16 protein-coding genes are annotated in these 20,020 nt (G+C 46.8%); 4 read left to right on the forward strand and 12 right to left on the reverse strand.

Translation table 11 applies throughout. The features are described 5' to 3' along the window. The first annotated feature begins 221 nt into the window (after positions 1-221). Positions 222-1,559, forward strand: coding sequence for an NADP-specific glutamate dehydrogenase (gene gdhA / locus PG728_RS03265; RefSeq protein ID WP_270625828.1), 1,338 nt, complete (start codon positions 222-224; stop codon positions 1,557-1,559). 27 nt (positions 1,560-1,586) lie between these two features. Here gdhA and PG728_RS03270 read toward each other — a convergent pair whose 3' ends face one another. Further along, the gene (locus PG728_RS03270) at positions 1,587-2,318 is read right to left on the reverse strand and encodes a zinc ribbon domain-containing protein (RefSeq protein WP_270625830.1); all 732 of its coding nucleotides are present in this window, start codon (positions 2,316-2,318) and stop codon (positions 1,587-1,589) included. A gap of 15 nt (positions 2,319-2,333) precedes the next feature. Beyond that, entirely contained in the window at positions 2,334-3,152 is an 819-nt protein-coding gene (locus tag PG728_RS03275; RefSeq protein WP_270625832.1) for a Nif3-like dinuclear metal center hexameric protein, read from the reverse strand. Between the two features lie 221 nt (positions 3,153-3,373). Here PG728_RS03275 and PG728_RS03280 point away from each other — a divergent pair, with 221 nt between their 5' ends. Then, entirely contained in the window at positions 3,374-4,858 is a 1,485-nt protein-coding gene (locus PG728_RS03280) for a DUF1846 domain-containing protein (RefSeq protein WP_072509610.1), read from the forward strand. A gap of 230 nt (positions 4,859-5,088) precedes the next feature. Here the strand turns inward: PG728_RS03280 and pyrB are convergent, their stop codons facing one another. Beyond that, a complete protein-coding gene (gene pyrB / locus PG728_RS03285; protein WP_072509831.1) occupies positions 5,089-6,135 on the reverse strand; it encodes an aspartate carbamoyltransferase in 1,047 nt (348 codons plus the stop codon). A 274-nt stretch (positions 6,136-6,409) separates the two neighbouring features. On the opposite strand from pyrB, the gene PG728_RS03290 reads away from it, so the two are divergent. After that, positions 6,410-7,351: a DMT family transporter gene (locus tag PG728_RS03290; protein WP_270625835.1), complete on the forward strand. Its 942-nt coding sequence runs from the start codon at positions 6,410-6,412 to the stop codon at positions 7,349-7,351. Here the strand turns inward: PG728_RS03290 and purF are convergent. From purF to PG728_RS03320, 6 genes are all read right to left on the reverse strand, one after another. After that, on the reverse strand, positions 7,335-8,795 hold the full coding sequence (gene purF / locus PG728_RS03295) for an amidophosphoribosyltransferase (protein WP_270625837.1): 1,461 nt from the start codon (positions 8,793-8,795) through the stop codon (positions 7,335-7,337). The genes PG728_RS03290 and purF overlap by 17 nt on opposite strands. Before the next feature lie 48 nt (positions 8,796-8,843). After that, on the reverse strand, positions 8,844-10,037 hold the full coding sequence (gene purD / locus PG728_RS03300) for a phosphoribosylamine--glycine ligase (RefSeq protein WP_270625839.1): 1,194 nt from the start codon (positions 10,035-10,037) through the stop codon (positions 8,844-8,846). Between the two features lie 71 nt (positions 10,038-10,108). Continuing rightward, positions 10,109-11,086, reverse strand: coding sequence for a phosphoribosylformylglycinamidine cyclo-ligase (gene purM / locus PG728_RS03305; RefSeq protein ID WP_270625841.1), 978 nt, complete (start codon positions 11,084-11,086; stop codon positions 10,109-10,111). A 94-nt stretch (positions 11,087-11,180) separates the two neighbouring features. Next, positions 11,181-11,891, reverse strand: a complete 711-nt coding sequence (gene purC, locus PG728_RS03310) for a phosphoribosylaminoimidazolesuccinocarboxamide synthase (protein ID WP_270625843.1) — start codon at positions 11,889-11,891, stop codon at positions 11,181-11,183. Positions 11,892-11,921: 30 nt separating this feature from the next. Beyond that, entirely contained in the window at positions 11,922-12,392 is a 471-nt protein-coding gene (purE, locus tag PG728_RS03315) for a 5-(carboxyamino)imidazole ribonucleotide mutase (protein WP_072509604.1), read from the reverse strand. Then, positions 12,383-15,829 (reverse strand): phosphoribosylformylglycinamidine synthase, encoded by a 3,447-nt coding sequence (locus PG728_RS03320; protein WP_270625845.1) that lies wholly within the window; start codon positions 15,827-15,829, stop codon positions 12,383-12,385. Before PG728_RS03320 ends, purE begins: the two co-directional genes overlap by 10 nt. A gap of 389 nt (positions 15,830-16,218) precedes the next feature. On the opposite strand from PG728_RS03320, the gene PG728_RS03325 reads away from it, so the two are divergent. Beyond that, positions 16,219-16,527, forward strand: a complete 309-nt coding sequence (locus PG728_RS03325) for a thiamine-binding protein (protein WP_270625847.1) — start codon at positions 16,219-16,221, stop codon at positions 16,525-16,527. Positions 16,528-16,682: 155 nt separating this feature from the next. Here the strand turns inward: PG728_RS03325 and PG728_RS03330 are convergent, their stop codons facing one another. The 3 genes from PG728_RS03330 to PG728_RS03340 all read right to left on the reverse strand — a co-directional run bounded on the left by PG728_RS03330 (position 16,683) and on the right by PG728_RS03340 (position 19,562). Next, positions 16,683-17,138: a cupin domain-containing protein gene (locus tag PG728_RS03330; RefSeq protein ID WP_270625849.1), complete on the reverse strand. Its 456-nt coding sequence runs from the start codon at positions 17,136-17,138 to the stop codon at positions 16,683-16,685. A 103-nt stretch (positions 17,139-17,241) separates the two neighbouring features. Further along, entirely contained in the window at positions 17,242-18,384 is a 1,143-nt protein-coding gene (locus PG728_RS03335; protein WP_270625850.1) for a hypothetical protein, read from the reverse strand. A 227-nt stretch (positions 18,385-18,611) separates the two neighbouring features. Next, positions 18,612-19,562 carry a DUF3644 domain-containing protein gene (locus PG728_RS03340; protein WP_270625853.1) on the reverse strand — a complete coding sequence of 317 codons (951 nt, stop codon included), beginning with the start codon at positions 19,560-19,562 and terminating at the stop codon, positions 18,612-18,614. Positions 19,563-20,020: the final 458 nt, after the last annotated feature.

Raw genomic sequence — 20,020 nt, forward strand, 5'->3', positions numbered from 1 at the left:
GTTTTTCTGTAGCCGTCGTCCTAAGAAACTAGCGAGCTCCCAATAGCGGGCACTAGCCTAGCTCACCCTTCCTCCAAATTGTGAGAAAGGTAAAATTATTTAACGCTTTAGTCAAAATGTGGATTGTAGTGGTAACGTTTCGTCGGAAAATGAAAACCTAAAGAAGTAGCGTGCCTCGTTCCGATAAGGAGAATGAGGTTAATAGACAGCGAGGAGCCACTATGAGCAGTGTTGTGGAAGAGGTATATAACGAAGTCCTAGATCGTAACCCCAATGAACCCGAATTTCACCAGGCAGTTAGGGAAATTCTGGAATCAATCGGGCCGGCGGTAGAAAAACATCCCGAGTTTGCAGAAACTAAGCTGCTTGACCGTTTAGTTGAGCCTGAACGCCAGATTCTGTTCCGGGTTCCCTGGGTTGATGACAATGGAGAAGTACAGGTAAACCGGGGATATCGCATTGAGTTCAACTCAGCTCTAGGTCCATATAAGGGCGGTCTACGTTTCCACCGCTCCGTGAATCGTTCAATCCTAAAGTTCTTGGGCTTTGAACAGATTTTCAAAAACGCCCTAACTGGGCAAGGTATCGGAGGCGGCAAGGGCGGATCGGACTTTGATCCCCACGGACGCTCCGACACCGAAGTTATGCGTTTTTGCCAACAGTTCATGACTGAGCTTTACCGGCACATTGGCGAAAGCACCGATATTCCCGCTGGTGACATCGGGGTAGGTGGACGTGAAATCGGCTACCTGTTCGGGATGTATAAGCGTCTAACCAACCGTTTCGAGACCGGAGTTCTCACCGGAAAATCCCTATCTTGGGGTGGTTCCCAGACCCGCACTGAAGCTACCGGTTATGGCACGGTGCTATTTGCGCAGCGTATGTTGCAAACCCGGGGCATGGATTTGGAAGGGCAGCGGGTCATGATTTCCGGTGCCGGTAACGTTGCAATTTATGCAGCTGAGAAAGCTGAGCAGCTGGGTGCAAAAGTAGTTACCGTCTCGGATTCGTCCGGTTGGGTGCTAGATGAGGACGGTATCGACGTTGAACTGTTGAAACAGGTTAAAGAGGTCGAACGGGGACGTTTGACCGATTACGCTAACCGCAAAGCTGGGGTCACCTATCATTCTGGTTCTAAGCCTTGGGCAGTCGGGGGCACGGTGGCTCTACCTTGTGCCACTCAAAACGAATTGACCTCGAAGGACGCTAAACGACTCCTTGATGGCGGCGTAAAAGTGGTAGCCGAGGGCGCAAATATGCCTTGTACCCCCAACGCCACCAGTTTGTTCCAAGACTCCGGGGTGCTTTTTGCTCCCGGCAAAGCAGCAAACGCCGGCGGGGTTGCCACCTCTGCTTTGGAAATGAGTCAAAACGCAGCTCGTTCCTCCTGGAGCTTTGAAAAGGTGGAAGCAGAGCTAACGAAAATCATGCACAACATTCATGATGAATGTGCCCAAACCGCTGAAGAATATGGACATGCCGGCAATTATGTGATTGGAGCTAATATCAACAGCTTCCTGAAAGTCGCCAATGCCATGATGGAACAGGGCATCGTCTAAAACCTCAGCTAAATAAGCAAATAGCGACTACTGCGGGCAGCGAATCAGCAGATAACCTTCGTCCTCGGAGGTAATAACTTCTTCTGGTTTAGCTGCCCGCAAGCGCGCAGCCTCGGCTACCGAGAATGAAAGATTGTACCCAACGGGATGCCCGGCAACTACTTTAATTGCTCCTACCCCACCGGTTTGTAATTTTATATTTTCGTATAAATCTAATAAATCGCTGTCGATGCCGGCTACTCGCTGGTTACGCCGGTTTTCTAACTCTTTTAGTTCCTCTCCTATTTGAGAGTTTTCCCCTTCGACTTCTTCCTTCAGACTGATGGTTTCCTGAGCGTATTCTGCTTGTCGCTGAGAGATTTTTTGCCCAACAGCGTCCAACTGTTCCACTTCGCTCATAACGGCAAGTAATTGTGCTTCTAAATCCTCTACGCGCTTATTCATTTGCTGGATTTCTGTTTGCAATCGCAGCAACTCTTTTGGTGAGCCTTGCCCGTTATCTAGCCGATTTTGCTGGGTTTTACGGCGAGTCTCAATCCCGGCTACCTCGTTTTCTAAGGCGGTGATTGCCCGTTTCTTATCGGTTTTCAGCGTTGAAAGCTCAGTTAGTTTAGCTGCTAGCTGTTTATTGCTTTCAGTTAGTTCTGTTAGCCTCGCTAATTGGGGCAGCTTTTTTCGCCGCGAAACCAGCTTGGTAATTTTCGTGTCTAGCTCTTGCAAATCCAGTAATGCCAGTTGATCTTTCCAGGGCGCTTCCATCAAATCTCCTTTCTATTAGTCTTGTTCTTCAGATAGAATCCGCTTAGTCCACGGATCGGTGCAAATGGTTGAGGCAATAACTTCCAGTTGAGAGGGAAAACTTTCTTTAAGTATTTGGGAACATTGGGGTACCCACGGCCATTCACTGGCCCAATGAGTTGCACAAATCAGGTAAGGCTTTCCCGCTTCTAGATGTTCTGAGGCAGGATGGTGGCGCAAATCCGCACAAATATAGACATCAGCACCCTTTTCGCGGGCAGCGCTCAGAAAAGAATCTCCACTGCCACCGCTAACGGCTATCGTTTCTACCGAGGCATCTAGGTCGCCACCTACTAATATCCCCGCTGGACACTTGGGTAATCGGGACGATACCTGTTTCGCAAAGTCTCCCAGAGTCATAGCCTGAGGAAGTTTCCCAATCCGACCACTTCCAGTATTTTCACTGACAGGAAGCAGAGGGCGAGTTTTCGTAAGACCTACGGCGCGCGCTAAACAATCAGCTACTCCCCCGTTGGCGGAATCAGCGTTAGTGTGGGCGTTAAAAAGTGCTATCCCATTTTCGATTAGCCGATGCACCAAAACGCCTTTGGGGTTGGTGGCTGCCACAAAAGAGGTTCCTCTGAGATACAGCGGATGATGGGTAACAATCAGCTGAGCTCCTAATGCGATTGCCTGATCTGCAACTGTTGCTACCGGGTCTACTGCCACCAGCACTTTATCTATTTTTGAATCGAGGTGACCAGTGATTAGACCTACCCGATCCCATTCTTCAGCTAACTCGGGCGGATATATTTCCTGAAGTAGCCTAATTATTTCGTTTAACTCTACGCTCACATCTTGATACTAATCGAGATTTTAGGCGCGCAAATCCACCACCGCGCTTGACCCTGATATTTACTTGCGATATTCCCCTGTCCTTAAACATCCGTCATTTTAGGCAAATCTAGCTCCTAGTTCTTTGTTTTTCCTCAGGGTTTAACGCTTCGGGGTTCACCTACTATTATGGGTAAGGGCGCTTGTATCCCCCACAGGATTTAGGATATGAAAGGGCTCCAATGCGAATTGGTTTTGATTCTGAACGTTATATTTCTTCGCAATCGAAGCATATTGATGAACGTCGCCAGCAGATAGGCGGCAAACTCTATTTAGAGATGGGGGGCAAACTATTTGACGATTTCCATGCCTCCCGGGTTCTTCCTGGTTTCACTCCTGATAACAAAATTTCGATGCTGGAAAGACTCCGGGACGAAATGGAAATCGTTATCGCGATTAATGCTAAAGACCTCAGCCGCAAAAAGATGCGAGCAGATTTAGGCATCCCCTATGAACAAGACGTTTTCCGTCTCGTGGACGTATTTCGTGAGCGCGGTTTTTTGGTGGAAAACATTGTCCTTACCCAGATGGAGGACGATAACCATATCGCAAGTTTATTTAAAGAGCGGCTGCAACGTTCCGGGTTAAAGGTTGCTCGCCACCGCACAATCCCCGGTTATCCCTCGAACACGGATTTGATTGTTTCCGAGGACGGGCTAGGACGAAATGACTATATCGAAACTACCCGGGATTTGGTGGTGGTGACCGCTCCCGGACCTGGTTCCGGAAAGCTAGCAACCTGTCTTTCCCAGATATACCACGAATATAAACGGGGCATAAAAGCTGGTTACGCCAAGTTTGAAACTTTCCCGATTTGGAATCTTCCCCTAGATCACCCGGTCAATCTTGCCTATGAAGCCGCCACCGCTGACCTTGATGACGTAAACATGATTGATCCTTTCCATTTGCAGGCATATGGAAAACAGGCAGTGAACTATAACCGCGATGTGGAAGTGTTTCCACTGCTACGTTCCTTGCTACAGCAGTTAGCCGGTTCTTGCCCCTATCAGTCCCCAACCGATATGGGCGTTAATATGGCTGGTTTTTGCATAAGTGACGATTTAGTCTGCCAGGAGGCAGCAAAGCAAGAGGTAGTACGGCGTTACTATCACGCTTTAGGTACTGAAGCCGCTTCCCAGGCTGATCCAATTGAATCTCACCGCATTGCCATGACCATGGCAAAACTGGGAATCACCAAGGATTACCGCACTGTGGTACATCCATCTCTTAGTTTAGAGTCCGAAACTGGCGCTCCCGCAGCCGCTATGCAGCTTAGTGATGGCACGATTGTGATGGGTAAAACCTCTCCTCTATTGGGGTGCTGCTCGGCTATGCTATTAAATGCTCTGAAACTGCTGGCCGGAATCGACAATAAGGTTCAATTACTTGCGCCGACTTCAATTAAGCCGATTCAAACCCTAAAGGTTGACCATTTGGGTGCGCAAAATCCCCGTCTGCATACCGATGAAGTCTTGATTGCGCTTTCAGTTTCTGCCGATACCGATGAAAATGCGCGCAAAGCTCTAGAGCAACTGGTTAATCTTAGAGGTTGCGAAGTCCACACCACCACGATTCTCGGTTCAGTCGATACCCACATTTTCCGCCAATTGGGATTGCAAGTAACCTCTGAGCCGGTTTATGCCCGCAAAACCCTATTCAAGAAGTAAGGTTCGGGAAGCAATCCATAGGTAAATCGCTCTTAGTTAGTATCGGGGTTGAGTAAACCAAGTTTACTCAACCCCGATAAACGTTTATGCCACTACTTGCACTCTCTGAGGCGAAAAATTTATAACGAAAAATCTATTAGCAGAGTAGACAATAATAACCTAGCTACCTATCCTGGCTCGCTCTAAAAGCCCTGACCGAAAAGCTAACTGATAGACAGCTAAATAACTGACTATTCTTCCTCGGGAGTTACTTTCCAGATTTTTTGCTTGGTTTTTGCTTGCACCAACTGTTTACCTACCCCCATAGTGGTTAGGAACATTGCCATCCGTACCAGAACCCCATTATCTGTTTGCTTAAAAATCGACAGACCGGGCAAACAGTCCACGTCAGTTGAAAGATCTAGCGCATTAGGACGCGAATCACGAGGCAGCGGGTGACAGATAATAATATCTTGGGCAACACCCGCTTGTTCAAGCATGGCTTTATCGAGTAAGCAGCCTTGCAGCTGTTTTGATTTCGCCAGTTCTTCAGTCATCCGTTCGCGTTGGACTCGGGTAGCGTAAACCGTATCTGCGCCCTCTAAAGCCTCAATCTGAGTGCCACAGGTAACTACTCGTCCTCCCCGTTTAGTAGCATAGTCAGCAATTTGTCCCGGTAGTTCCAGGGAGGGAGGAGAAAACAGCCTAAAGGTGACATTCTCATAGAGGCTCATTAGTTTCATTAGGGAATGAACAGTGCGACCGTACTTTAAATCACCCATGATAGCGATAGTGCAGCCATCCAGGCTCTTACCTCTTTTATCGAGTTCCTTGCGCATCGTGAACACATCTAATAACGCCTGAGAGGGATGCTCGCCAGAACCATCTCCCGCATTCAGTACCGGCACTATAGAGTGGCGGGCAAACTCAGCTACCGAACCAGCATCGGGGTGGCGAACTACTAAAACATCGGTGAACCCGGACACCACGCGCGAGGTATCGGCGATTGATTCCCCTTTAGCCATAGAAGAAAAAGTGAAACCGGTAGTGGTTTCGACTTCTCCCCCGAGACGCAAAAAAGCAGATTCAAAAGAAAGGCGGGTACGGGTAGAAGGCTCAAAGAACAGGGAGCAAAGAACCGCCCCATCAAGTACGGTACAAATTTGTTTACGCTGCGCAATAGGACGCAAAAACTCGGCTAGGTCAAAGAACTCTTGCAGATTCTCGTGATCGAACTGAGACACCGAGATCAGATGTTGCCCTACTCCAAAACGCGGAAAATCATAGTGATCCTGCATATTTACGCCCTTTCCTGTTAATAGTTTTTGATAAAAAAATACCCCGCCACAGCGGGTTTGAATTGGGAATAGGAACACCAGTTAGATGCGATAGCTTCCTGGTTTCCATCACTCTCCTAACGTTTACCTGAAGGGAAGAATAGCATAAAATAACCAGCTCTCGCTTGAGGTGCTCTGATAGCCAGCCCCAGCTACCTGCCCGATTTCTAGGGGGTGCTAGAGTACACACCGTTCCAAATAGAATTCCTTACGAGGGCGGCTCTAGAATCGAGTGATGATTAAATCCAACCAGGTTTATTTTAAGGGACTTAACCGCTACTATCGACAAAGTTTAGCGGTATGTGCGCTGCTAGTTGCGACCACTGTTTGGGGATCCACCTTTTTCTTGATTAAAGACCTCTTAAGCGATATGAGCACCTTATCGTTCCTAGCGATTCGCTTCTTAGCCTCAGGAATTCTGGTTGGAATATGTTTCTTTTCCCGCCTGCGCCGCGCCCCCAAAGAAACCTGGATTCACGGCTTCGGCTTAGGTTTTGTCTATGCCAGTGCCCAGATTTTTCAAACCAAAGGGTTAGAGAGCGCCGATGCATCGGTAGTAGGGTTTATTACCGGTCTATATGTGGTGCTCACTCCCCTGCTGGTATGGTTACTTTTCCGCGAAAAAATCAAACCGGTAAACTTGGCGGCCGCCATAATCGCCCTGGCAGGATTGATGGTATTGAGTCTGAAGGGGCTATCAATCGGGATTGGGGAAACAATCACCTTAATCGGGGCGATTCTCTTTTCATTACATATCGTGTTGACGGCTCGCTGGGCTACGAGAGATAACCCCTTAACCTTAGCGGCGGTACAGCTAATCGCTTTAGGCTTATTTTGTCCCCTCGCGGCGCTCCCATTCGGTATAACTTTGCCCCATACTGTTTCGGCGTGGGTGGCAATCGCCTACACAGTAGTGTTTGCCGCTATCGGCGCCCTTATCTTGCAAACTTGGGCACAAAGTCAGCTACGTCCTACTAAAGCCGCGGTAGTTATGACCATGGAACCGGTGTTTGCCGCTTTCTTTGCGGTATTCTTCGGCGGCGAGGACGTGACTTCGAGAATGCTTATCGGGGGCGCTTTAGTGCTGGTGGCAATGCTAACAACCGAGCTAATCCCCGCCTGGCAGGCGCGCGATAAGATTCGCTTAACCCGGAAGAAAACTAGCGAGACTTATTAGAAAAGTCGCTTTGAATCTTCGTCATAGTTTCAAGGTATTCTTCCTCGTAGCTACCAAGACCCGCCGGGTAATGCCCGGCAAATGAATCCATACACAAACCACCATAAGGTCCGGGAAGATTCAAACCTACCGATTCAACCAGACCCGCAACCGACAGGTACGCCAGAGAATCTGCTCCCAAATGGGCACCCAGTTCATCGACATCCATATGGGCACTGATTAGTTCAGCGGAATTAGAAACATCAATACCGTAGAAACTAGGAAAAATAAACTCAGGGGAAGCAATCCGCACATGTACCTCGCGAGCCCCAGCATCTTTTAACAGTTTCACGATTCTTCTAGAGGTAGTGCCACGCACAATCGAGTCATCAACCATCACTACGGATTTACCTTCTACGATTCCTTTGACCGCAGACAGCTTCATCAATACGCCCTTTTCCCGCAATGATTGCTTTGGTTGAATAAAAGTGCGAGTCACGTACTGGTTCTTTATTAATCCCATTTCATAGGGCAGGTGTGCAGCTTCCGCATAGCCCGAGGCGGCAGAAAGTGAGGAGTTAGGAACGCCGATTACAATATCCGCGCCCGGTGTGGGCTGTTCTTTAGCGAGGGCCATCCCGCACTGTTTACGCACCGCATGAACATTTTTCCCCAAAATATTGGAATCTGGTCTAGCGAAATAAATATATTCCATGGCGGCAACGCAAGTATCTTGTTCCTCGCAGTAGCGCTTAATCTTAAGACCGTCCTCGTTGATAATAGCGATTTCCCCACCGCGCAAATCCCGGTAGAAATCAGCCCCAATCAAATCTAGAGCGCAACTCTCACTGGCTAAAACCCAGCCTCCCCGAGTCTTCATCTTCCCAATTACTAAAGGACGCAGACAGTGCGGATCCACAATTCCGTACATGGTGTCATCGGTCATAATCAGGTAGGTGAATCCGCCCCGCAGTTTATTCAAGGCTGCACATAATTTTTCATAGAAGGTGCCTTGTTCATGCATTATTAAATGCATAAGAACTTCCGAATCTGAGTTGGAGTTAAAGATAGAGCCTTGCTGCTCTAGCTGCGCTTTAAGCTGCGGAGAATTTACCAGGTTTCCATTATGTGCTAAAGCAATATTGCCTTGATGGAGATGGAACACAAAGGGCTGTAGATTGCAAGACCAGTTATTTCCAGAGGTTGAATACCGCACATGGCCAATCCCGCGCGAACCACTCAGTTTAGTGAGGCGCTTAGGGTCATCAAAAACTTCGGTTACCAGCCCTTTGGCTTTTTTAACTCGGATAGTTTCGCCATCGGAGACCGCTATACCGGCTCCTTCTTGACCGCGGTGCTGGAGGGCGTGCAGTCCGTAATAAACAAGACTAGAGGCATCGGGAGAACCATATACTCCGAAAACCCCGCATTCTTCTCCCAGGTTAGTTACCGTTTGTGCCTGCAAGCTCGTCCTCCTAAATAATTAAAAACCCTAAGCGATAGGACTGGTTTATTAAATAGCGTCGCTACCTATATCTTTACGATAGGTTTTACCCGCAAAATCTACTATTTCAGCATTCTTATAGACTATATTTCTGGCTGCCTCTAGAGTGTCGGCTTGTGCCAAAAGGTTTAGCACCCGCCCACCATTGGTGTAGCTTTTACCGTTTTCATGGCGCACTCCCGCCTCTAGATAATCGACTCCATCCAGACCGGTAATTTCTTTACCTTTCTGGTAATCTCCGGGATATCCCCCTGAGGCTAATACCAGACAGATAGCTTTTTGATTACGTATTTTAATATCTTCCTGGGTAAGTGTCCGCTGCATACAGGCAGTTAAAAGTGAATATAAATTGCTATCGAGGAGTGGCAATACAACTTGGGTTTCCGGGTCGCCAAAGCGCATATTGTATTCCAAAAGGTAAGTGCCATTATCAGTGAGCATTAAACCAAAGAATATACAGCCCGCAAATTTTAGCCCCTCTGCCTGGATACCTTTCAAAGTCGGAGCCAAAATGTCGCGTTCAAACTGGGCTTGCCGCTCATCGGTGTAAAACGGGTTAGGGGCAAAAGTTCCCATTCCACCAGTATTGGGACCAGTTTCTCCTTCGCCAATCTTCTTATGATCCTTGGCAGAAACTAGCGGAAAGATACCTTTTTCATTAGCGAGACTGAGAATAGAGGCTTCTTTGCCGACCAGGTATTCCTCTAAGATAACCTGTTCTCCGGCTTTGCCGAATCGTCCCTCAACCATGATTTCCGCAATCGCATCACGAGCTTCATCTGCGGTTTCGCAGATGATTACCCCTTTCCCGGCTGCAAGTCCAGAAGCTTTCACCACTACCGGGAGGTTAAAATCCACCAGTCCCGCAATCGCGGTCTCGTAGTCGCTGAAAGTTTGGTAGCGGGCGGTTTTTACCCCGTATTTTTTCATAAAGTCTTTGGCATAGGCTTTCGAGCCCTCTAGTCGGGCAGCCGCCCTACCCGGCCCAAACAGCTTCATTCCTGCCTGGCTAAACAAATCTTCAATTCCGGCAACTAGCAAATCTTCACTGCCCACAATGGTTAAATCAGCGGACAAATCGCGCGCCGTCTGCAAGATTTCTTGCATATTAGAGGACGTGGTTTGGGCAATTTCGTGGGATCCCAGGGCGCGTTTAATCGCGTTTTCGCGTCCCCCGTTACCTACTATTAAAATCTTCGCCATCAGCTTTTATTCTCCCTTTTTCCGCTAACGATTCCAAAAGATTTGTGTCTGCTACCTAAAGCAATAGCTGATTATCGCAGGCATATTTTATTGCCTTGCTGCCCGGGAATTTCTGCTGTTATTTCTCCTATTTCGTAAGCATCAGGCACTATGGCTTGTATTTTTGGCAGTTCTTCCGGAGGTACCACTAGCACAAATCCCACTCCCATATTGAAAGTTCCCCACATTTCTGGTTCGCTAACCGCGTCAAACTCACTGCGCCTAAAAATATCGAGAATCCGAACTTTGGATTTTTCAATCTGGGCGGTGAGCCCCTCGGGAATAATCCGAGGTACGTTTTCTTCCAGCCCCCCGCCAGTGATATTCGCTAGACCATGAAGTTTAACTTTTTTGTCTAGTAAAGCCAGAATTTCAGGTACATATATTCTGGTGGGCGTAAGTAGCTCTGGCGAAAAGTCATCTTTAAATAGCGCTCTTACCAGGGAGAAGCCGTTGGAATGTAGTCCTGAGGAGGGAAGCGCTATCACCCGGTCGCCGCTACGGATAGCCGAGCCGTCTATAATGGCATCTTTTTCTACCACGCCGACGGCAAAACCGGCCATATCGTATTCGCCGGGTGCATAAAATCCGGGCATTTCTGCGGTTTCGCCCCCTACTAGAGCAGCCCCGGCTTGTTTACAGCCAGCAACTACCCCGGAAACCAGTTGTGCGGAAACCTCGGCATCTAGCTGGGAGCAAGCCAGATAGTCGAGGAAGAATAGCGGGCGTGCCCCATGACAGAGCACGTCATTTACGCACATTGCCACCAGGTCAATGCCTACAGTGTCGTATTTTTCGAGGGCGAAGGCGATTTTAAGTTTTGTTCCTACCCCGTCAGTGCCGGAAACCAGGACTGGATTGCGGTAGTTTCCCAGCTCATACAGAGCAGCAAATGAGCCTAGCGATCCCAAAACCTGTTCATTTTGGGTGGAGGCTACCATTTTCTTCAGCCTGCGCACATGCTCATAGCCTGCTTCTTTATCGACACCGGCATCTTTATAGCTGACCATAATCTGTTTTCCCTTGCCCTCAGTAGCGCTCTACATTGTGGCGCTTTTCCTGGGGGCGCAAGCGAGGTTCCGCCCCCAGGAAAAGCGCAATTAGTTATTTCTTGGTAATGCGGTGCAGGATTTCCTTGTAGGCTTCTTCAATCCCGCCCATATCTCGCCGGAAGCGATCCTTGTCTAGTTTCTTCTTGGTTTCTGCGTCCCAAAGCCGGCAGGTGTCTGGGGTGATTTCGTCTGCTAGCAGCAACTTCCCGTCCTTATCGCGACCAAACTCAATCTTGAAGTCTACCAAGAGGATGCCTTCTTTCTTGAAAGCATCAGAAAGAATCTGGTTAATCTTAGCGGTTACCTCCAGGATTTCGGCAACTTCTTCTTCGGTCGCTGCCCCGATGGCAATCGCATGATCAGAGTTAATCAGGGGGTCACCCAAGCTATCGTCCTTATAGGAGAACTCTTGAATCATTTTCTTCGGGATAGTTCCCTCTTCTAGACCTAGGCGTTTAGCCATAGAACCCGCAATAATATTGCGGGTAATTACCTCTAGCGGAACAATATCTAGCTTGACGCACAATTGTTCGCGATCGCTGAGTTTCTCAAGGAAATGGGTTTTCACCCCGTGGGAAGCCAGCATTTCAAACAGGTAACTGGTTAGCTCATTGTTAATTACACCTTTATCTTTAATGGTGCCCTTTTTCTCTCCGTTACCGGCAGTAGCATCGTCTTTGTAGTAGACGATGACTTTATCAGGGTCGTCGGTAGCATAGATTTTCTTGGCTTTACCCTCGTAAAGAAATTCTTTCTTCTCCATTATTTTGCCTTCTCTTTTATTGTATTTTTATTAAAAATTAATCGGTTCGGCAGTGAATTTTTTCTTCATATTTTCGCGGTATTCTTTTAGCTGCGCAGCTACCTGCTGGTTGCTGGTACCGATGATTTCAACCGCAGTCATAGCAGCGTTATAGGAGTTATTGATTCCCACCGTCGAAACCGGGATTCCTTTGGGCATTTGCACGATTGAATAGAGAGCATCTTGTCCGCCCAAAGCCGCATCTAAGGGTACCCCGATAACTGGGATAGTGACTTTAGAAGCGATTACTCCCGGCAGGTGTGCTGCCAGTCCGGCTCCCGCAATGATAGCTTTCGCCCCCGAGTCCACGGCTTCTTTTAGAATGGTCTCTAATAATTCTGGAACCCGGTGCGCAGAAGCGATAAATGCTTTGTATTCCAGCCCGAATTCATCTAAACATTTAGCTGCGCCTGCCATTTTTTCTTTATCAGAGGCAGAGCCAAAAATAATTGCTACATCCATCGGAAATAATTAACCCCGTTTCTAAATATGTTCTGTTCTATTTCGGGACAGTAGTTGCGGTATAAGCCGCTACCGCTGCGCTCAGAATGACCCATTTTCCCCAGGATTTGCCCCTGATGAGCCAATAGTCCTTCAATTTCATAGGACGATCCGTTGGGATTTTCCCCAATATATTTGGTGGCGATTTGCCCAGCTGCTAGATATTTATCGTAGTCTGCCGAGCCCATCACTATCCGTCCTTCTCCATGAGAAATAGGTATGTGGTGCACCTCGCCTACATCAAAGGAACTTAACCAGGGTGAAGCTACCGACGCCACTTGGGTACGTACGATTTTGGCTACGTGATGCTCGCTGTCATTTTGTGCCAAAGTTGGCGAATCCGCATCTAAATCCCGAATCTGCCCGTAGGGAAGTAAACCAGATTTGATTAATGCCTGGAAACCATTACAAATTCCCAGAATCAAGCCCCCTTTGCGAAGCAAGGAGTGTACGGCTTCTTTAACCTGGGCTTGGCGCAGCACCGAAACAATGAATTTTGCCGATCCGTCGGGTTCGTCACCGACTGAAAATCCTCCGGGAATTGCCAGAATGTCTGCTTGTTCGATTTGCCGAGCATAGGAAGCAGCATCTCGATACACTTCCGTTACTACCTGTGCACCCTCGCGAGTAAAAGCTCTGGTCATATCATATTCACAGTTAGTACCGGGGAAGATGGGAATAAATACCTGCGGATTTTCTTTTCGATAGGGCGCATGTAGGGTTTTGGTTAGGCAGCTTTCGTCTACGCGCAAATCATCATGGGAAATCTGGCTACCGGCGGTTGGGAAAATCTCTTGAAGGGGTTCTTCCCAAGCCTGTTGTAAAGCAGCCAAATCAATACGCTGACCGTTAATGCTGGTTTCTTGCCAGCTGCCAGTGTATCCCAGCAATGGTAAATCTAGGGGCTGGTCACTCTCGATGATAAAACTGCCGAAGCGGGAAGCGAACAAATCCTCTTCAGTATCTACGGCAAAACCTATCCGGTTTCCAAAAGCCATTTTAGGCAGTGCCTCGGCGATTCCGCCATAACCCAAGGCATAAACGGCGTGCGGGTTAGTATTTACTAGCAAATCAAGTGCGGATTGGAAAGAATCTAAATCTACCGCCCCCAGCTCGTCATTTTCCACTTTCAACAGGTAAATGCGGTGATTTCGGGCTTTAAACTCGGGGGTGCGCAGTTTATCCGCTGCTTGCATACCAATCGCGAAACTAACCAACGTAGGCGGCACATTCATATCTTCAAAAGTTCCCGACATGGAATCTTTACCGCCGATGGAGGCTAAATGGAAATGCCGCAAAACCCGATTGGCTCCTAAGAGGGATTCCACTACCGTTCCCCACTTTTCTGGATCTTTACCCAGCCGCGGGAAGTACTCTTGGAAACTGAAATATAGGTCGTGATAATCTACCCCGGCTGCGGCTAGGCGCGACATGGATTGTACTACGGAAACGATGGCGCTGTGGTAGGGGCTTTTGTTCGCTAAGGACGGTTCAAACCCGTAGGCCGCTACCGAGGCAATATCGCTTTGTCCGTCTTCAACCGAAATTAGCTGGGCGCTCACCTGGGAGGGCGTGCGTTGGAACTTACCCCCATAAGGCAAGGTTAGAGTGGTTGCCCCAATCGAGGAGTCAAATATCTCGTTTAATCCGCGCTGCGAGCAAATGTTTAAATCAGCTAGATTGTTCGCCAATTGTTCTTGCAAGTCATTACCGTCAATGCTGCGTTGAGCAGTGATGTTTCCGCTGGAGGTCGCCGCAAATTGCGCCTGGGAGCGCACCCCGTTGGTATCTAGGAAATCGCGGGAAATGTCTACGATAGTTTCTCCCAGGTAATGCATCACCAGACGCCGGTTATCGGTAACGGTTGCGACCTGGGTGACTTCTACGTCCTCGGCCGCGCAAGCATCATAGAAGAACTGCAAATCTGCGGGGTCAATACAGACCGCCATTCGTTCTTGCGATTCTGAGATAGCCAGTTCGGTTCCGCTTAAACCTTGATATTTTACCGGCACGCGGTCAAGTTCTATTTCCAAGCCGGGAGCTAGTTCCCCGATAGCGACGGAGACTCCCCCCGCGCCAAAGTCGTTACATTTTTTAATCCGTTTGGCTACCTCACCTCGGCGGAACAGGCGTTGGATTTTGCGCTCAACAATCGGGTTACCTTTTTGTACTTCCGCTCCGCAGGTTTGGGCTGAGGCGCGGGTGTGAGTCTTGGACGAGCCAGTGGCTCCCCCAATCCCGTCACGTCCGGTCCGTCCTCCAATCAAGAGGATGAGATCCCCGGGAGCAGGTTCTTCGCGAATGATATTTTCCGCGGGAGCTGCCCCAACTACGAACCCGAGTTCGAGGCGCTTCGCGCGATAGCCAGGATGATAGATTTCTTTAACATAGTTGGTGGTCAGCCCGATTTGGTTGCCATAGGAGGAATATCCGGCAGCTGCCCGCTGGGTAATTTCTTTGCTGGAGAGTTTTCCATCTATGGAATCCTCTAGCCGCGGATCGGCGCTGCCAGAGATTCTCATCGCCTGGTAAACAAAGGTACGTCCCGATAGCGGGTCACGTATAGCACCCCCAATACAAGTAGAAGCCCCCCCGAAAGGTTCTATCTCGGTGGGGTGATTGTGGGTTTCGTTCTTGAATTGCAAGATATAGCGTTTGCCACCCACGGTTACATATACCGAGCAGGCATTAATCTCGTTAGAGACTTCCTGGTTCTTTACCTTTTCCCGTTTGGCAGCCAAGGTGGCCAAATCCATTAGGGTGATTGGTTTCTGGCTGTTGCGTTCTGCCAGATATTGATTCCATTCTGCTTGCAAGCGATCCGCGTAAGGACCGCTAAAGGTCGCATCGGTTAGCTCAGTTTCAAAAGTTGTGTGGCGGCAATGGTCTGACCAATAGGTATCTATTACCTTAATTTCGGTTTCGGTGGGCAGTCGCCCTATAGAATCAAAATAATCTTTGATGAATAACAGGTCGTCTTTAGTCATTGCCAAGGAGGCGTGCTCATAGTAATCATCGGTAATTTCAACCGTGGGGGGCAGTTGCCGGTTGGGAATATAGGTTTCATTTTCCAGTACCGACATATCTTTAAGCCGCATCTCGATGGGGTTGAATTCCACCTTGCCGGTATGCCCATATCCGCATTTCACGGTGGCTTGATACCCCAGTAAGGCTAGGCATTTTTCCGCGGCATCTGCGCGTTGATCAAATTGACCTGGCAGATATTCGAGGACGTAGTAGTCATCAAGGTCAATGCTATCGAGTACGATATCCTGGTTTATCTCGGCGAATACCGTATATTTCACCTTTTCGAGGGCAGCAGTGTCCAGACCGAAGATGTCATAGACATTGAACTGGGTGGTATCGTTCTTTTTTCTTACGAAAATCCGCTTATTCAAAGTCTTCCCTTATCTGAAATAGCTGCCCGATATGAAATTTTGCGCGCGAAATTGGGAAGTCGTCTGAATTCTCACCCACTACCCAACCGCATTCCCCTGACCTCTGGTTTAACCAGCTGCCCGGGAAGCCTGTTAGTTGCTTGCCCGGGACTCATTGAAACAAGCCCACAGGAACCAACTACCCTTTTAGCCTACCAGGGTCGGCGCCTTACCTACCAATCCCTTATTGGTTACAGACAGGCTATATTCGTCACGTTTCCTGCATTTTTATCATTTTTAGGAGCTTTTTTATTTCTCGAGGACGTGCTGATTAGTAGCTTTAGAACACTTAATACTCTGGGAGGGTTTTATACTAACCGTATTTATCAAGATGGGGTTAGAGTAAAAATATGTTAGTTGCATTTTCTATTACCCCTTCTACTGCTGACGCTGATGGTGGAGTGCGGGACGCGGTAGCGGCCGCGGTGCAGGTGGTTCGAGATTCCGGACTCCCTAACCGCACAGATTCCATGTTTACCACCATCGAGGGGAGCTGGGATGAATGTATGCAGGTAGTCAAAGATGCTTGTGAAGCGGTTTCTAAATTTGGTCCGCGGGTGGCTTTAGTTCTAAAAGCCGATATTCGTCCCGATCGCAGCGGCGAAATGAGCGCGAAGCTGACTCGCCTAGAAGCCGCCCTTGAAGAGTTAGATTCCTAAGTTGCCCACTCTCGAGCATCGATTTTTGGTGCGGAACTAATTAGTTGGCGGTGTCACCACGCAAGCCGAGGTGACACCGCCAATTTGTTTATCTAAAACTGATTTTTAGTTAAAAGTCAAGCTAAATACCGTCCGATTTGATGCGGAGAGGAAATTTATTTACCTAGCTGAACTGTCCATTCGGGAGGAACGTCCTTGCCGGATTCCTCGTCCTGTTCTGCCTGAGCGAAAGTCTCTTGTACGATTCCTTTCGCATGGTGGGACGGAGAATAAACGGCATAGAGTTTCATCGGCTCGTCACCGACATTAATAATGTCATGCCACTTACCAGCGGGTACCATTACTGCCCAGCCGTCGCTAACTTCCTGTTCAAAAGTGAGGTTATCTTCGGTGTCCCCCATCACTACTTTGCCTTTACCAGCATCTAAGCGCAGGAATTGGTCATTATCGGGGTGTACTTCCAAACCGATGGATTCCCCTACCGGAATAGACATTAGAGTTACCTGCAAGAACTTTCCTGTCCAGGCGGTAGTGCGATAGTTGGTGTTTTCCTTGGTTTCAGTTTCCAAATCGAAGCTGTATGGTTCGGGACCATTATCGTGAACAGTCATGGTCATCTTCCTTTCTTTATTGCTTATGCTGTTATTTACCATAGTAACTAAGCTTTTAGGTTAAAGTTCTAGATTCTTTACAAATATCGCTACCAGCGTTGAATTAGTTACCGAATAACCGCTCTAAATCATTCAAATTATTGAGTTCATTTTGAACGCTGTCTTGTACGGCAGACTTCGCACTAGAGTAAAGCGCGTACGATCCGGTAGGAACTGCAAACATTCCGATTACCAATGACGCACACAAAGTCCAGATAACAAAGAAAACTGTATGACGCATTTCGGGGCTTTTATCTTTCGGATATAGGTCTTTTAAGCCTCCGAAAACCAGCAATTCCATCATCAAGAAGGATGCCGAAAGCAGCAATTGCAGCACCAGTATCATTATGGTGGTCAAAACGGGAATTGGGAGCAGGGCGATTAAGAACATCAATGACAGCACAAAAGTGGGCAATACCAGCCCAGTAGCAACTATCGAAGCTACCTGGGTAAACGAAACCACAGTTTGCTTGGTGCGGGCAGCCGCTAAGGCTAATACCGCCCGCAGAATCACAGCCGCGAACGCCACCAGTGTGAACATAACAAAGCAAAGTAACCATTGCGCGAAGTACAAGACACTATAGGTTCCGTATCCGGAAGCCCCCAGTATTCCTCCAGAGAAAATATCTGCACTGCGAGCAAGGAGCACAGAGGAAGATAGTCCAGCTACCAGAGCAAATAGCAGCATCATGACCCACCACCAGTGTTTCAACTGGGAGTTAGCTTTTACCCGGAGTTGTCCTTCAGATTTGTGCATTCCTGTAAAAGTTGGCCAAATAGCTTTCAATGCCAGAGCAAAATCTCCTGCCGGTTTCTTCATTCCAGGATATCCGGCACTATTACCTGGGTAGACTGGATAACCGCCAAATTGATTGAGCGGTTCATATCCTGCCTGCGGATAGGGATTCTGCCCGGCTGACATTGAATTGGCAGCATTAGATACCGGCTGCGTTCCAAATCCAGGTTGCGGAGGGTAGGGTGGATAACCACCTGGCGCACCAGGAGGCGGGAAACCACCAGGAGGAGGTGGAGGAACCATTCCCGCAGGAGGCATTAGAGAATTCATCCCAGTTGCAGGAGCTGGCAGCGGCAATGATGGATTAGAGTTAGTTGCCTCACCACTAGGAATGTTAGGAGTATTGCTTGATTCAGGTTCTAATGATGCAGACCCCGGATTTGAGGAGTCTGGATGGATAGGAGTACTCAACGATTAACCTTTCGACGTAACTAGGACATTGAGTATTTTATCATCACCTATCAGTAAGCCCCCTGGAGCAGTGCAAACCCTTCTCTATTCCCCCTCTTCTATTCTAAACATCCGATACATCCCACATCATTCAAAATAATACATTCTATTTTTTCAAATATCACTAAATCCTTCTAAGTATAGGACATTTTCAAATTTATAGTCCCATCCCAGTCCCGGTACCGACACTAAAAATTATTATTTATGCAATAATCTCTAACTTCATTAACCCAATTTTCATACCAATACCATTGTTTAGAAACCCATACACCAAAATTATATTTCCGATCTCTTCCATTACGTGATTTCCATAACTGTGTATGATAATGCATAGAAAACTTTATAAACCCTTCATTTTTCATTTTAGTAACTATTTCATTAGGAAGATACTTCTTTTTTTCTACGCTTTTCAATAAAACCCGTTCAACATCTTTTGCATCAATACTGTTTTCCGGTACAAATTCAATAGCCCTATCAGCCTGATTAGCTCTATTTACGGAAACTGGTACATATACTATTTTATAGGAATAAGATAAGGACTTTAAATCTTCGTCATCTAAATCAGATTCAAACTCTGTAATAAAATTTCTAACATTAATAGGAATATCCAGATTGGCTTCATTTCTTAATAATTCTTCCTGTTCTGGTAATATAGGAGAAAATTGTATTGCTAAGCTTAAATTATCTCTTATGCTATGTTTTGCGCCAAACATTTTAGTTAATTCTTTATTATAATTTAAAGCACAGGCTTGTAATTTAGCTCCGATATATTCGTCAATATTATCTGTCTTCTGATGCTCAATTTCATGTCTTATACCTATTAAAAACTTTAAATTATTAACTGTCCCTTTATCTAGTGGACAATTTTTCTCGTTAATGCATCTTTCAAGTTCCCAGTGCTTAAAAGCTCCGTTTTTTGTTCTGTCATATCTTTTTTGCTTTCCGTGAATTTTATAGTATCTATAATCTATTTTACGTTTTCTATAATAGGCATGCATTAAGTAAGTCCATGAAATAATGGCAGTTATGATAAACATTTCAGACTTAAACTCAATTGACGGGTTATTATAAATTTGTACCGCGGAAATCATTGCTTCTTTTGATTTATCTAATAATTCATTCGATATTGATCTTCCCATGGAATCTCCATTCCAATTATAGCGCTAATCTTTTTTGCCCATTATTAAGCTCCCATATAAACTTATAAAGTTTATCAAATAAAATAAGTTTCTACAACTATACATATTGACAGCTCTACATATTAATTTCACTTATTTCATTCTTAACAACAGGGAATGACTCTGCTAAATCTCTTTTGACAGTTTTTCTATTACAACCTATATACTTCTTGTAAATAACACCAGTTACATAAATTGCCTTTACAATCTAGTTTATGTTTTTATTACACTTGAAAGCAGGCATTATAGATTTCTAAATGGTTCTAGGTCTGCAATATAAATTTCTTTTTTCTAATACATATTTTCTAAGGTAATATGCCATAGTTTTATGTATTTAAAAATTCATTTTCTTTTCAAAAATATTTTTCTTTATCTCCTAAATCTTTTTTATTCGATTTTTTAAATTATTTTTATACTAG

Origin of the sequence: Varibaculum timonense (genome assembly GCF_027694345.1) — a bacterium.
Lineage (GTDB): Bacteria > Actinomycetota > Actinomycetes > Actinomycetales > Actinomycetaceae > Varibaculum > Varibaculum timonense_A.

Excerpts from the sequence above, each read along its gene's own strand:
- gdhA (WP_270625828.1), top strand. The coding sequence starts at position 222 with ATGAGCAGTGTTGTGGAAGAGGTATATAACGAAGTCCTAGATCGTAAC.
- PG728_RS03270 (WP_270625830.1), bottom strand. The coding sequence starts at position 2,318 with ATGGAAGCGCCCTGGAAAGATCAACTGGCATTACTGGATTTGCAAGAG.
- PG728_RS03280 (WP_072509610.1), top strand. The coding sequence starts at position 3,374 with ATGCGAATTGGTTTTGATTCTGAACGTTATATTTCTTCGCAATCGAAG.
- pyrB (WP_072509831.1), bottom strand. The coding sequence starts at position 6,135 with ATGCAGGATCACTATGATTTTCCGCGTTTTGGAGTAGGGCAACATCTG.
- PG728_RS03290 (WP_270625835.1), top strand. The coding sequence starts at position 6,410 with ATGATTAAATCCAACCAGGTTTATTTTAAGGGACTTAACCGCTACTAT.
- purD (WP_270625839.1), bottom strand. The coding sequence starts at position 10,037 with ATGGCGAAGATTTTAATAGTAGGTAACGGGGGACGCGAAAACGCGATT.
- purM (WP_270625841.1), bottom strand. The coding sequence starts at position 11,086 with ATGGTCAGCTATAAAGATGCCGGTGTCGATAAAGAAGCAGGCTATGAG.
- purC (WP_270625843.1), bottom strand. The coding sequence starts at position 11,891 with ATGGAGAAGAAAGAATTTCTTTACGAGGGTAAAGCCAAGAAAATCTAT.
- purE (WP_072509604.1), bottom strand. The coding sequence starts at position 12,392 with ATGGATGTAGCAATTATTTTTGGCTCTGCCTCTGATAAAGAAAAAATG.
- PG728_RS03325 (WP_270625847.1), top strand. The coding sequence starts at position 16,219 with ATGTTAGTTGCATTTTCTATTACCCCTTCTACTGCTGACGCTGATGGT.
- PG728_RS03330 (WP_270625849.1), bottom strand. The coding sequence starts at position 17,138 with ATGACTGTTCACGATAATGGTCCCGAACCATACAGCTTCGATTTGGAA.
- PG728_RS03340 (WP_270625853.1), bottom strand. The coding sequence starts at position 19,562 with ATGGGAAGATCAATATCGAATGAATTATTAGATAAATCAAAAGAAGCA.